The 13,050-nt window shown below is 44.6% G+C and carries 12 protein-coding genes and 2 pseudogenes; 12 read left to right on the top strand and 2 right to left on the bottom strand.

Annotated elements, in window-relative coordinates:
* Positions 1-150 precede the first annotated feature (150 nt).
* The 3 genes and pseudogenes from AB4Z45_RS25730 to AB4Z45_RS25740 form a co-directional block, all read left to right on the top strand.
* Positions 151-354, top strand: a pseudogene (locus AB4Z45_RS25730) (amino acid permease); the annotation flags it as partial.
* Positions 355-1,050: 696 nt separating this feature from the next.
* Positions 1,051-1,137 carry an IS3 family transposase gene (locus AB4Z45_RS25735; RefSeq protein WP_441912484.1) on the top strand — a complete coding sequence of 29 codons (87 nt, stop codon included), beginning with the start codon at positions 1,051-1,053 and terminating at the stop codon, positions 1,135-1,137.
* Between the two features lie 152 nt (positions 1,138-1,289).
* On the top strand, positions 1,290-2,429 hold the full coding sequence (locus AB4Z45_RS25740; RefSeq protein ID WP_441912435.1) for a zinc-dependent alcohol dehydrogenase: 1,140 nt from the start codon (positions 1,290-1,292) through the stop codon (positions 2,427-2,429).
* A 127-nt stretch (positions 2,430-2,556) separates the two neighbouring features.
* Here the strand turns inward: AB4Z45_RS25740 and AB4Z45_RS25745 are convergent, their stop codons facing one another.
* Complete coding sequence (locus AB4Z45_RS25745) at positions 2,557-3,003, bottom strand: GlcG/HbpS family heme-binding protein (RefSeq protein WP_441912436.1); 447 nt, start codon at positions 3,001-3,003, stop codon at positions 2,557-2,559.
* Between the two features lie 314 nt (positions 3,004-3,317).
* Here AB4Z45_RS25745 and AB4Z45_RS25750 point away from each other — a divergent pair.
* From AB4Z45_RS25750 to AB4Z45_RS25780, 7 genes and pseudogenes are all read left to right on the top strand, one after another.
* Positions 3,318-3,633, top strand: a pseudogene (locus AB4Z45_RS25750) (DEAD/DEAH box helicase); the annotation flags it as partial.
* Positions 3,634-3,905: 272 nt separating this feature from the next.
* Entirely contained in the window at positions 3,906-4,208 is a 303-nt protein-coding gene (locus tag AB4Z45_RS25755; RefSeq protein WP_441912437.1) for an ArsR/SmtB family transcription factor, read from the top strand.
* A gap of 166 nt (positions 4,209-4,374) precedes the next feature.
* A complete protein-coding gene (locus tag AB4Z45_RS25760; protein WP_441912438.1) occupies positions 4,375-5,499 on the top strand; it encodes an NADH:flavin oxidoreductase in 1,125 nt (374 codons plus the stop codon).
* Entirely contained in the window at positions 5,492-6,469 is a 978-nt protein-coding gene (locus AB4Z45_RS25765; protein WP_441912439.1) for a TIGR03571 family LLM class oxidoreductase, read from the top strand. The genes AB4Z45_RS25760 and AB4Z45_RS25765 overlap by 8 nt, the downstream gene beginning before the upstream one ends.
* A gap of 36 nt (positions 6,470-6,505) precedes the next feature.
* A complete protein-coding gene (locus AB4Z45_RS25770; protein WP_441912440.1) occupies positions 6,506-6,670 on the top strand; it encodes a hypothetical protein in 165 nt (54 codons plus the stop codon).
* 103 nt (positions 6,671-6,773) lie between these two features.
* Positions 6,774-7,799 carry an LLM class flavin-dependent oxidoreductase gene (locus tag AB4Z45_RS25775; RefSeq protein WP_441912441.1) on the top strand — a complete coding sequence of 342 codons (1,026 nt, stop codon included), beginning with the start codon at positions 6,774-6,776 and terminating at the stop codon, positions 7,797-7,799.
* A 226-nt stretch (positions 7,800-8,025) separates the two neighbouring features.
* Complete coding sequence (locus AB4Z45_RS25780; RefSeq protein WP_441912442.1) at positions 8,026-9,147, top strand: NADH-dependent flavin oxidoreductase; 1,122 nt, start codon at positions 8,026-8,028, stop codon at positions 9,145-9,147.
* Between the two features lie 271 nt (positions 9,148-9,418).
* On the opposite strand, the gene AB4Z45_RS25785 is transcribed toward AB4Z45_RS25780, so the two are convergent.
* Positions 9,419-10,270, bottom strand: a complete 852-nt coding sequence (locus AB4Z45_RS25785; protein ID WP_441912443.1) for an AraC family transcriptional regulator — start codon at positions 10,268-10,270, stop codon at positions 9,419-9,421.
* 175 nt (positions 10,271-10,445) lie between these two features.
* On the opposite strand from AB4Z45_RS25785, the gene AB4Z45_RS25790 reads away from it, so the two are divergent.
* Positions 10,446-11,834: a family 4 glycosyl hydrolase gene (locus AB4Z45_RS25790; protein WP_441912444.1), complete on the top strand. Its 1,389-nt coding sequence runs from the start codon at positions 10,446-10,448 to the stop codon at positions 11,832-11,834.
* Positions 11,835-12,475: 641 nt separating this feature from the next.
* Positions 12,476-12,853, top strand: a complete 378-nt coding sequence (locus AB4Z45_RS25795) for an endo-1,4-beta-xylanase (protein ID WP_441912485.1) — start codon at positions 12,476-12,478, stop codon at positions 12,851-12,853.
* Positions 12,854-13,050: the final 197 nt, after the last annotated feature.

Genomic DNA, 13,050 nt, shown 5'->3' on the forward strand with positions numbered 1-13,050 from the left:
CTCCTCGTTTTTTCAAGGGGCTTCGCCACACACTTACAATCGCCTGTCAAGTTCTTTTTCCTCATTTGGGCAAAAAAAGAGCAGGCTATCTTTTTGATAACCTGCTCTTTTGCATTCTATTGAACTTACACCTTAACTTAATGACATTGCCCTTTAGGTCCACTTTTTGCCTTTGCATTATGCATGTTCGTTATTATCGGCCAGAACTTTAAAGCTTTCACTGGAGAAACGATCGATTGGTATGGCGTGCTTGTTTCCTATATCGGAATTCCGTTATTTTTAGGTGTATGGCTAGGCTATAAATTTGTGTACAAGACCAAAGTCATTCCTCTTAAAGATTGTAAATTTGACTAGAATGCAGGGAATCATGAGCAATGGGACAGACAAGTCATGTGGAGTGCTGTGTGTTGCTCGTGAGGATGTAGCATTTTTGAGAGCCGCATTCACCATAAAACAAATATTACGAAACTTAAGAGAATCTTGCTTGAGTTTTTATTTTATTAGAGCATGAAAAGGAAGTTGAACATTTTTGTAGAAAAATGTAGTAATGAACAGTGGACATATCTCTTAATTTAATAGAGTACAAGGCCAGCATCTGGACTTCCCACAAACCTCTTTACACAAGATTAACTTGTGTAAAGGGGTTGTTTGTTTTGAAACGAAGAAAGTACGACAAGGCCTTTAAAGTGGAAGCTGTCTTACAAGTGCTAGAAGAAGGCAGAAAGACGCAAAAGGTGGTTCACATGGCGAAATCAGGCCGAAAACACATACATTCTGCATTCAGAGAAACACCGCGCAATTGAGTCCTATTATGATGAAGTCGCCTTTGCTTTGAGCAACACTTAAATGGAGAGCCGGATGCGCTGAGAGGCGCAAGTCCGGTTCTGGAAGGAGAGGTGGGGAAATAGTTCGACTACGCCCTGTCTCTTACTTCACTCCCTTTGCAGACCGGTGGTTTTCTGTATTTGGCGACATAAAAACATGAAAACGCGAACTAATGAATCAAGGAGGGTTTTCTACCGCAGGGGAAGCGAAACGTGTTGTTTTTGAATATATCGAAATGTTTATAACACCAAACGCATACACTCCGCTCTCGGTTATAAAACGCCTCTGGAGTACGAACTACAATCTAGGTGATTCTTTGGTCTTATCTATGTGTCAAGGAGATCAGGGGAATCCACTCCGCGGCTGTCGAAAATACCGTACATCGAATGTATGATCCTTACTCTCCAATTCCATAATAGAAGGATGCATGCAAATTCAAGGCATGTCATAACAGGAGGGCGATTATGAAGGCTGTAACTTTCCAAGGCATAAATAACATGCAAGTGAAACAGGTTGCGGATCCGACGATTCAGAAAAAAGACGGTATTATCGTCAGAATCACCTCGACCGCCATATGCGGTTCCGATCTTCACATCTACCAAGGAGCGATCCAAGCTCAAGCCGGGTATGTGGTCGGACATGAACCGATGGGGATCGTCGAAGATGTAGGCCCCGAGGTAACAAGGGTCAAGAAAGGCGACCGGGTTGTTCTGCCGTTTAATGTTTCTTGCGGCAATTGTCATTACTGCCAACACGACATGGAGAGCCAATGCGATAACTCCAACCCGAATCCCCAAGTAGATACGGGCGGCTACTTCGGGTTTACGGAACGTTACGGGGGGTACTTAGGCGGACAAGCCGAATTGCTGTACGTGCCGTATGGCAATTTCATGCCGTTCGTTATTCCGGAATCATGCGAACTGGAGGACGAGAAGCTCCTGTTCATGTCCGACGTGTTGCCAACGGCCTATTGGAGCGTGGACAACGGCGGCGTGAAGCAGGGGGATACCGTGGTGGTGCTTGGCTGCGGCCCAGTCGGCTTGATGGCGCAAAAATTCGCGTGGATGAAAGGGGCCAAACGGGTCATCGCGATCGACAATATCCCGTACCGGCTGAACCATGCCAAAAAAATGAATAAAGTCGAAATCTTCAACTTTGAAGATTTCCAAGACATGGGGCTCCATATAAAAGAAATAACGGGCGGGGGTGCGGATGTCGTCATCGATTGCGTCGGAATGGACGGCAAGAAGACGCCATTGGAGCAAGAAGAGCAGAAGGCCAAGCTGGTTGGCGGAACGCTCAGCCCGATCAACATCGCGATGAATGCGGTGCGGAAATTCGGCACGATTCAGATTACGGGGGTATACGGTTCTAAATACAACCAGTTCATGTTCGGAAACATTTGGGAACGAAACGTGAAGCTGACCATGGGACAGGCGCCCGTGATTCATTACATGCCGATGCTGTATCAAAAAATTATGGCAGGCGAGTTTGATCCGACGGAGATCATCACACATAAAGTGCCGCTCGATCAGGCGCATAACGCGTACAACACCTTTTACAACCATGCGGACGAATGCATTAAATTCGTCCTGAAGCCTTAAATGATGGCATGAGAAGAGGGGCTGTGCCACGGGGTATTATACCCTGAGGGACAGCCCCAAGTGTTTAGCTGATTTTTCGCTAATATTCGCGGGACCTAGTTTCGTTATAGGGCTAAAGCCGCCTGGTTTACAGCAAGCTCCCAGAAGACCCGATCCGTGCCTTCGGATAGGTTTCGAAAGCCCGTACCGCTGCTTCCGCAACTTTAATGTCGTTTGCGACCGTACTGCCGCTTGCGCCGACCGCCCCGACGATTCTCCCATCGAACGACAACGGAATCCCCCCTCCGAACACGACAACGCGTCCGTGGTTGGTCGTATTGATCCCGTACAGCTCCCCGCTCGGGACCGCCAACGGAGCAAGGCTCGCCGTGGGCATTTTTAGCGCGACCGCCGTCCAAGCCTTATTATGGGCGATGTCGACACTGGCCAGCCAGGCATGGTCCATCCGATGAGAAGCAACGAAATTCCCGCCATCGTCTAAGATGGCGATCACTTCCGCGATCCCGAGCTCCCTTGCCCGGAGTTCCGCTGCTTGAATCAACACTTTGGCGACTTCTAGAGTGATTTTCAACATCTGCGTCCTCTCCCTCTCGACTGATTCGATACATGATATGAATTATGCGCTTTAGGTATGCATTCGATCCCGTCATCATAGGCATTCGTACATCCATGAATGGAGCGGGTAAGATTCCGCTTCTTTTCTTGCTCTCTATTGTATTATCCTAAAGTGTTATGACGGAAAGGAATGGTTTGTGGAGACAATACAGGAAATGTTAAAAGTTGCGTGATTAATATATATAAATGAAGGAGACAAAATGACATTTAAGGAGTTGAATATTATACCTGCGATTTTTAAAAGCTTTAAGCAAAGATAACTATACTACACTAGGTGCGGATATTGTTATTGCAACTCCAGGCAGACTCATCGATTTAATCAATCAAAAATGTATTGATTTATAATATGTCCAAATATTAATGTTTGATGAAGCCGACAGAATGCTGGATATGGGCTTTATTAATGTGAAGAAAATCATTACAAAAATGCCCGGCAAAAAACAAACTCTATTCTTCTCGGCAACAATGCCGCCGGAAATATCCAAAATAGTCAAATCACTGCTGGTTAAATTGGAGAAAGTTGAAATTACGCCGACTGTCTTCAACCGTGGATCGGATAAAGCAATCTGTTTATTTAATAATTAAGGGAGACGGATGCTACTAAATCAATAAATGAGATGTGCCAGTATGACTCGAAGGTATTAGTTCTATGGGTAATATACACTGCTCTAAAATAGAATTAGACCAGCATTTTGTTGTAAGATTTCAATTGTGTTGGTAATCATTAATAAAGATAGGATTTTCGAGAGGGAGACTGACACAACAATAGGTGACAGGTATACAAAGGGACTGAGAACAGTATTTTCAACTATGGCATCACAATGCATTGACATATCGAGATTTAACGATATAATAATTGTCATGAACCCAATACTCATCTTTAAGGCACTGGCGAATGAAACACGCTTGAATATTCTCGATTGGTTAAAGGAACCTGAGAAACACTTTCCCACGCAAGAGGGCGGTGACAGTAAAAAAATCGGGGTTTGTGTCAGCCACATTCAGGAAAAGGCAGGGTTATCTCAATCGACCGTTTCTCAGTACCTTTTACTGCTTCAAAGGGCCGGTTTGTTACAAGCGAACCGCTATGGTCAATGGACGTATTACAAAAGAAACGAAGAGGCTATTCAAGAATTGGCTGTTTTTATGAAAGATGATTTATAGGACCGGATACAGGCATACATGGCTGATACCCTGCATTGGATATCTTCCATGTATCTAATTTCCTAATATATCGATAAAAATAGATATATAGATATACAAATGAATTATCCAAATATGGGGCATAATTTGTTAAACAATACCAACCAAATTTAAAGGAGAAATCGACATGAAAACAGCTGCTCACCTAAATAAATTTCCCCGTCTTTTGTCTGATATACAGATTGGTAAACTGAAACTAAAGAATCGTATTGGTGTAGCGCCAATGACCAGAATTAGCGCATCTGAAGACGGGCAAGCAACCAAAATCATGATGAATTATTATGAAAGCTTTGTAAAGGGCGGTTTTGGATTCTTGATCACGGAAGGCGTCTATCCCGATGAAATGTATAGCCAAGGGTATCTGAACCAGTCAGGAATTGCAAATGAGAAGCATATCGATGCATGGAGAAAAGTAACCGGGGCGGTTCATCAAGCCGGATCAAAGATCATTGTCCAATTGATGCATGCAGGTGCGCAGTCACAAGGAAATCGTTATAAGAGCGAGATCATCGCGCCCTCTGACTTAACAGCAAAAGGTGAACAGCTTCCGTTCTATGTCGGGGAGGGACCTTACAAGAAACCAAAACAAATGACAAAAGAAGACATCCAAGAGGTTGTTCATGGTTTTGCGGAAGCGGCCAAGAGGGCAAAAGAAGCAGGGTTCGATGGCGTGGAAATCCATGGTGCCAACGGCTATTTGCTTGATGAGTTCCTGACGGATTATATGAATGAAAGAACGGATGAATATGGAGGTTCAACAGAGAACCGGATCCGTATTCTGATTGAGGTCGCTAACGCAGTGCGTGAAGCGGTTGGGACTGATTTTGTCGTAGGAATCCGTATCTCTCAAGGGAAAGTCAGTGATTACTATCATAAATGGGCTGGGGCCGAAAAGGATGCCGAAATCATTTTTTCAAGTTTGAGCAGGGCGGGCCTGGATTATATCCATGTAACCGAATATGATGCGACTCGGCCGGCATTTGAAGGAACTGAACTTACACTTGCCGCATTGGCTAAGAAATTCGGTACTGTACCAGTGATGGCGAATGGCAATCTCGAAGATCCTGATAAAGCGGAACAGTTATTGATGCGTGGTGATGCTGATCTTATTACCTTGGGTAAAGGAGCGCTTGCCAACCATGACTGGCCTCAGCGCATCCTGACAGAGCAGCCTCTGCGGGAGTTTAATCCAGAAATTTTAGGACCAAAAGCCAATATAAAGGAACAGGAATTAGTAATTACAAATGATTAAGGTGGGCAAGCAGTTGGAGTATGACGGATACCCTAAAATGTATCAGAAAAATAAGTTGACGCTTGGGTTTGTGTTACCAACCGAAAAGATGACAAAGACGCCGCACATGGAGAATCAGCTGCATCTTGCTCGCAAAATCGAAGATTATGGATTTGCTGCACTTTGGCTGCGGGATGTAACCATGCAGAATCTTCACATAGACGATAATGGCCAAATGTATGATTTATGGATTTATTTAACTTATCTCGCCGCGCATACAAAAGAAATCGTGTTAGGGACTGCGGGTGTCGTCCTTCCGTTACGTCACCCGGTCCGGGTTGCAAAGGAAGCCGCATCGATACACCGCTTGTTTCCGAACCGATTGATTATGGGTGTAGCTTCGGGGGATCGCGAAATGGATTTTACGGCTTTGGGAGTCCAAAGAGAGGATAGAGGTGAGCTCTTCCGGGAGAGCTATGAATTTCTTGACGGGCTACTGCGGAATGAGAATGCAGCGATTGAATCGAACCTAGGCGTTTTTGACGGCAGTGATATGCAGTTGATTCCCCGTCCCGTAACAGCAATTCCGACGATGGTGACGGGATTCAGCCAACAATCCATGAATTGGATTGCTGAACATGGCGATGGTTGGATACAGTACCCCAGAAGTATTGATAAACAGGAAATGCTTATCCGGGATTATCGCACATTGACGGAGATGAAAGCGCCCGGCGTATTTAAACCATTCTCTCAAACTTTATTTATTGATTTATCGGAAAATCCTGATGATTCACCGGAGGAAATTCCATTAGGCTATCGTCTCGGACGCCATCATTTGGTGGAGTTGCTTCATAGATTTCAGCGAATAGGCGTCAACCATCTCGCTTTTGTCCTGTATTTTTCCTGGCGTCCTCCGGAGGAGGTCATCCAGGAGCTGGGTGAAGAGGTATTGCCTTATTTCCCTACCCATCAGATGACCATTACAACATGAATCTCACACAATAATGAATAAAGGAAATATGCCATCATGTCAAACATTGCGAATACGCCATTATCCGTGCTCGATCCCTCACCTATCATTGAAGGTGGTTCGGCTGAACAGTCACTTGCCAATACCCTTCTTTTGGCAAAGAAAGCCGAACAATGGGGCTACAAATCTAATCCGTCAACGGACTGCAACCGGGGCGGATGAAATCATGGCGCACACCGAAATCTTCGATCATGAGGCCCGTTTGCGTTCTTATGAAATTTTGGCGAACGCGGCAAAATAACAATTATGAAAAGAGGAAGACGATATGTCTGCAAATAAAACAAACAAAAGACTGAGTGATATACCATTCTCCGTGCTAGATCTATCTCCTATTGTCGCCGGCGGCAGTCCAGCCGAGTCATTTCGCAACACACTGGTCCTTGCCCAGCATGCAGAGAAGTGGGGTTATAACCGATACTGGCTCGCGGAACACCATAATATGCCTTTTATCGCCAGCTCCGCCACTTCCGTTGTGATCTCCCATGTGGCGGCTGGCACATCCACAATCCGGGTAGGCTCAGGTGGTATCATGCTTCCCAATCATTCGCCGCTAGTGATCGCGGAGCAGTTCGGGACGCTTGAATCACTGTTCCCGGGACGCATCGATCTCGGTCTTGGACGGGCACCCGGTACTGATCAGCGTACCGCTCGCGCGCTGCGTCGCGACGGCAGGAATGACGGCCAGGATTTCGATGAGCAATTGGATGAGCTGCGGGCCTATTTCGATCCCTCGTTAGCATCAGGCACTATGCATGTCAAGGCGATCCCCGGGGAGGGCCTAACTATTCCCATCTGGCTGCTCGGCTCCAGCGGGTACAGCGCACAGCTGGCCGGTCAGCTCGGTCTGCCGTTTGCTTACGCTAGTCACTTCTCGCCCGGCAACACCGTGCCGGCGATGGAATTATATCGGCGTTCTTTCAAGCCTTCGAAAGTACTGGAGAAGCCATACGCGATGGTCGGCGTCAACGTTATTGCCGCCGATACGGATGAGGAAGCGAACCGTTTGGGAACGACGCTGCAGCAGCAATTTCTAAACCTGATCCGTGGCAAGGAAGTGCAGCTGCAACCGCCTGTGGACAGCATGGACAGCTTATGGAGTGAGTACGAGAAACAAGCGTTGGAGCAGCAGCTCGGCTCATCCATCTTCGGCAGTCCTGGAACGGTGAAAGAAAAGCTGCAATCTTTCTTGAACGATACCCAAGCTGACGAAATAATGGTCATCGCCCAGGTGTTTGACCACGAGGCACGCCTGCGTTCCTACGAAATCCTCGCAGATATCATCAAGCCGTAACCCACTAGTAAGCATCATACCTAAACCATGCTAGTCGGTAGCATAAAAATGGTAGGATACACAGAGGATAGTTATCAAGTTAATTGTTTTATCTCGTTGGTTTCTCTGACTTGATATGGTGCTGCTATAGTCGGGTCTCGAACAAAGCTGAAGATAATCAAGTTAGAAATGAAAATATTTAGGCAGCGTTAACCTACCTGAATAACACAAAAGGAGAAATACAAACATGAATTCTAAATTTGAAGTTGCTTTTAAACCATTTACTTTCCGTTCTGGCATCGAAATAAAGAACCGAATTGTGATGGCACCCATGACCAATACTGCTTCCCATGAAAATGGTGAGGTTTCAGATGAAGAAGTTGCCTATTATCATGAGCGTGCCGGTGGTGTGGGCATCGTGATTACCGCATGCACTTACGTAACCAGAAACGGAAAAGGGTTCCCTGGCGAATTTGGAGCGGATTCTGATTCTTTAATTCCTAGTCTAAAACGGGTAGCAACAACTATCCAAGAAAAAGGATCCAAGGCCATCTTGCAAATTTTTCATGGCGGTAGAATGTGTCCGCCTGAGCTACTGCCCGATCTTCAGCCCATTGCCCCAAGTGCTGTAGCAGCGGAACGCGAGGATGCTGTGGAACCGCGTGAAATGACGGCTGAAGAGATAACTGATATGGTTAAGGCCTTTGGAGAAGCAACTCGAAGAGCCATCGAAGCAGGATACGATGGAGTGGAAATTCATGGTGCCAATACGTATTTAATTCAGCAATTCTTTTCTCCACACTCAAATCGAAGAACGGATCAATGGGGAGGCACGCTCGAAAAGCGTATGGCTTTCCCGCTAGCTGTTGTAGAAGCAGTTAAGAAAGCCGTTAAGGAACATGCAAAAAAACCTTTCATCATCGGCTATCGTCTATCTCCTGAAGAAAGGGAGAATCCGGGTATCACCATGGATGATACGTTGCATTTAGTGGACAGATTGGCTGATCAGCAACTGGATTACCTCCACATTTCGGTGGGAGCATTTTGGAACGGCTCGATCCGTGATGCAAATGATCAAACATCGCGTGGTGTAATGGTTCATAATCGAGTTGGTGATCGAATTCCAGTAATGGGTGTTGGGATGCTGCGCACACCCGATGAAGTGATGAAAGCATTGGAAACAGGGATACCTTTAATCGCTTTAGGGCGGGAACTGATTATGGAACCGCATTGGGTACAGAAGGTAGAAGCTGGTGAAGAAGAAAAAATTCGTACCACTTTATCAAAAGAAGATCAAAAAGAGCTGGTGATTTCAGATCAGATGTGGGAATACTATAAAAGCATACCAGGTTGGTTCCCCATCGTTTAAGCAGAGTTAGAGCAAATATAAATCTTTCTCTAAGTCCATTGAAAAAGCGTGGAGATATTGGACAGAGCCAGAACACATAACAAAATGGCTTTTTAATTTTAGTTAGATGCTGATGAAGGATCCCCATCTTATCAATTTATTGATGATATTCATATAAATTACGCTTGAACCTCGGCGATCGCTATCGGGTCAATGAGAAACAAGTTATTTTTGTGCCTGAACTGAAACGGGAGGCGAAAAGCTGTCTGGGGACATGTCCTCTGACAGCTTTTTACTCGAACTTTGAAGGTGCAACGTTATAGTATTTTTTAAAAGATTTCGAAAACGTAAACGGATCAGGATAACCCAGAAGGTTAGCAATTTGTTGAATCGTATATTTCTTTTCGTTCAAATAGTCTCTTGCCCTGTTCATTTTAATCTGGTAAATATATTGTCCCGGAGTAATGCCCAAGGCTTTCTTGAAATAAGTGATAAAGTATTTTTCTGATATGCCTACAAACGCTGCAAGCTCATTTATTTTAATAGATTTGTGCAGATTGTTATTAACATATTTGAATACCGGCTGCAACACGTCCAAAGTGCTCTCTACTTTTCTTGACGTTCTCCCATTCAGAAATGAGCCGGTATATTGGCCATGACCGTAGAGTTCAATACTTTTGGCAATAACGGCCGTCAGACAAGCCTTTAAATACAAACGGTTACCTGGCATGCTTCGTGATAAATTCGATTGCGTAAAGGCTTTGCCGAACAAAATGACTTCTTCCCGGATCAGCTCTTGCGGTATGATCCCCGAGAGCTGAAAATCGTTTAGAATTCGTTGCTGTTTGCCGATTTCAAAATCGAAATGAGTGTAAATAAACTGGCACCCCTTATCACTAGCTGCTGCCATATAGGGAACCCCTGGGTAAAAAAAGACCACATCTCCCGGGTTTGCGGTATGTTCAAAACCATCGATAGTAATGGTAACGATTCCGGATTGAACGAACCAAAGATCATAGTCGGTATGTGCCTTGTGTTCAATCCATTTTGTGTCGTGGGTAAGCTCAAAGAACGATTTCATTCGAAGCGAGATCAATTCCGACAATTCATTCAGAATTCCCATATCCGTCATATTCTTATCCATTGGCATCCCTCTACATTCCTTAACCAGAAGACATTTCTCTTATTATTTTAGTATATCACTGGATTTATTAATCACAAATATTCGTACTATTTGACATGAAGGTCAAACTATCTCATATTCTACTTTTAAACCATTCTCCTATAATTAGGTTATAACCAGTTAGGAGGAATTGATCATGATGGATTCGAATGTGTCACAACCGAAGGTAGTTATCATTGGTGCTGGGAGTCTTTTCTTTGGGCGGCAGTCAATCTGGCAAATGGTTCACTCTAAATATTTGAATAACGGAACACTTTCTTTAGTAGATACTGACGAAGAAAAACTATCCAAGATGGTAAGGCTCGCTGAAATGGTTGCAAAGGAAAACAATGTATCTCTTAAAGTGGAAGGCTCGACGAATAGGAGACAGGTATTGAAGGGAGCTGATTTCGTCGTTCTCAGCTTTGCTGAGGATACCGTCAAATACCGTGGCATCGATTGCCAGGTTTCTTTAAAATATGGAATTCGGATGTGCTCTGGGGATACCATCGGTCCAGGCGGAATATTCAGGGCAATGAGAGAGCTGCCAGTCATTATGGAATGCGCTAAAGACATTGAGGAGCTTTGTCCAGATGCGTGGGTTATCAATTACATCAATCCATCTACCGTACATGGGATCGCGTTAAGCCGATATGCTCCGAAACTTAAATCCTTTGCGCTTTGCGACTCCCATCACATGCCGAACAAGAAAGCTTACTACGCGATTAGAGCGGGTATCATTCAGGATCAAAGCGAATTCAATGAGGAGATCGACCGGAAATTTGATTTCCGCGTTGCCGGTGTCAATCATTTCACCTGGCTGCTTAAGGCGGAGTATGACGGAAAGAATGTTATGGCTCCGATTGCCGAGGCATTAAGGAGGTCGGCAGGAACGGAAAACAACGGTGGAGATAGGGGAGCAAAGGCGCTTTATAACGATGCAATCACTTATGAGCTTTATAACATTTTCGGGTATATTCCAACATGTACGGCCCATACCAAAGAATACGTCCGGTATTGGCAGGGACTTGGCAAGACGGAAGACGCCATCCCGCCGTTATCGATTTGGGAAACGGAAGACCGGTATAAACGGCATGAGGAAATGTGGCGGCAAGTGGATGACTTCGTCACAGGGAAAAATCCTATCGCCGATTATATGAAATCTTTCGGACCCGATCACGCTACGGATATTATCGAAAACATGGTGGGGAATTTGAACAAGCGTTTCTTTATTAATACGCTCAATAACGGTGCGGTGACCAACATGAATAACGACTCGTTCCTTGAGTTGTTAAGCGAAGTAAGCACGGATGGAATTAAACCGCTTCATGTGGGTGAAATGCCAAGGGGAATCCGGGGCATGCAGGAGCTGGTGCTGGATACGCACGAACTGACTGCGGAGGCTGTTGTTGAACGGAGCTTCACGAAATTGAGAAGAGCGATGATGACCGATCCGCTTGTGAATTCCATACATGATGCGGATTCAATTATTAAAGAGTTGTTGGAAAAGGAAAGGGAGATCATTCCCGAATATTGGTATGAGTAAACTAGTACGGCAAACATACAATCTGAATGCCTAAACAATATTTTCAAAACAATAGACTTGAAATAGCTCATGCTGAAATTGCATGAGCTATTTTTGTTAGGTTTAACTCAGTTGGGAGCACGAGCTGGTTGGTTACACTACCCTAAAAGTAAGACGGAGTAAGGTGAAGAAATAACACGGGGGCTTAGCTCAGCTGGGAGAACACCATTACCAGTTTAACACCCATAAAAACGGCGAGTTAACTACTAAATATGGGGTTATAGATAGGAGTGAATAGGTCGCTGGCAACGATCAGTCGGCGGTTCATTCCGCCTAGCTCCACCATACCTTATTATCAGAACGGCAGAGATGCCGTTTTTTTATTTCTTGGATATTTCAAATCCCTAACTGAGAACATTTGAACAGTTTAGGTATGTATGCTGAAATTCAGCAATTATTTTACATAATTACTAAAATGAAATCAAATGCTTGGTTCTTTGTAACGTCAAACATGCTGAGTGGACGTGGTACTAGAGGTGTAGCTAACATGCTGACCAGTAACTCTGCCGCAGTTTATCGCTAATACTGAGGCTCTTAGGGAGCTTGGGGTTGGCGATGGTGAAGAGGATCCATTAGAAGCATACACGTAAATTCAAAGCGCGATCGACAATGACCTAAAAATACATGGGCATACGCTCGTCTGGGAAAGCCAATCGATTCCGTGGCTGAACAACGCTAAGATCTCTGAATCCGACCTGACTCCGTCCAACCCAGGACTGACCGAGGCTGGGACGTATACAAACATGAATGACTATATTAACGTGGTTCTCACGCATTTTAGCAAGTTAAACAAGAGAAGCACGCAGAACATCATCTCGTGGGACGTCGTTAAAAAAGCGATGTTGAAAAATGCATTCGATAAGGCTAATAAAAACAACGGCACGAGCGAGAACGCGTACGATCCGAGTGCCTCCTCACTCGCACCGAATCGGCAGTTATCCCGCAATGGATTTGGAGTAAATAAAAGTTTCATTAACTAATAATGAGGATGGCGAGAAGGTTGTTTCCGCGCCATCCTCATTTGTTGAGGTCTGTTACAGCCTTCATATTTTTCAAAATGAAATAGCAATAACTACTGAATGATGTTCATTTATTACATATATCCTTTTATTTGTATTTAGCTGGTGGTTCATATGTTCGGATCTAATATCTTCTTTAATTTTTATAGTAGAATCTC

Origin of the sequence: Paenibacillus sp. MCAF9 (genome assembly GCF_052114265.1) — a bacterium.
GTDB lineage: Bacteria > Bacillota > Bacilli > Paenibacillales > Paenibacillaceae > Pristimantibacillus.

Bases quoted from the DNA above. Each gene is read 5' to 3' on its own strand.
- AB4Z45_RS25740 (WP_441912435.1), top strand. From the start codon at position 1,290: ATGAAGGCTGTAACTTTCCAAGGCATAAATAACATGCAAGTGAAACAG.
- AB4Z45_RS25745 (WP_441912436.1), bottom strand. From the start codon at position 3,003: ATGTTGAAAATCACTCTAGAAGTCGCCAAAGTGTTGATTCAAGCAGCG.
- AB4Z45_RS25755 (WP_441912437.1), top strand. From the start codon at position 3,906: ATGAACCCAATACTCATCTTTAAGGCACTGGCGAATGAAACACGCTTG.
- AB4Z45_RS25760 (WP_441912438.1), top strand. From the start codon at position 4,375: ATGAAAACAGCTGCTCACCTAAATAAATTTCCCCGTCTTTTGTCTGAT.
- AB4Z45_RS25765 (WP_441912439.1), top strand. From the start codon at position 5,492: ATGATTAAGGTGGGCAAGCAGTTGGAGTATGACGGATACCCTAAAATG.
- AB4Z45_RS25770 (WP_441912440.1), top strand. From the start codon at position 6,506: ATGTCAAACATTGCGAATACGCCATTATCCGTGCTCGATCCCTCACCT.
- AB4Z45_RS25775 (WP_441912441.1), top strand. From the start codon at position 6,774: ATGTCTGCAAATAAAACAAACAAAAGACTGAGTGATATACCATTCTCC.
- AB4Z45_RS25780 (WP_441912442.1), top strand. From the start codon at position 8,026: ATGAATTCTAAATTTGAAGTTGCTTTTAAACCATTTACTTTCCGTTCT.
- AB4Z45_RS25785 (WP_441912443.1), bottom strand. From the start codon at position 10,270: ATGGATAAGAATATGACGGATATGGGAATTCTGAATGAATTGTCGGAA.
- AB4Z45_RS25790 (WP_441912444.1), top strand. From the start codon at position 10,446: ATGATGGATTCGAATGTGTCACAACCGAAGGTAGTTATCATTGGTGCT.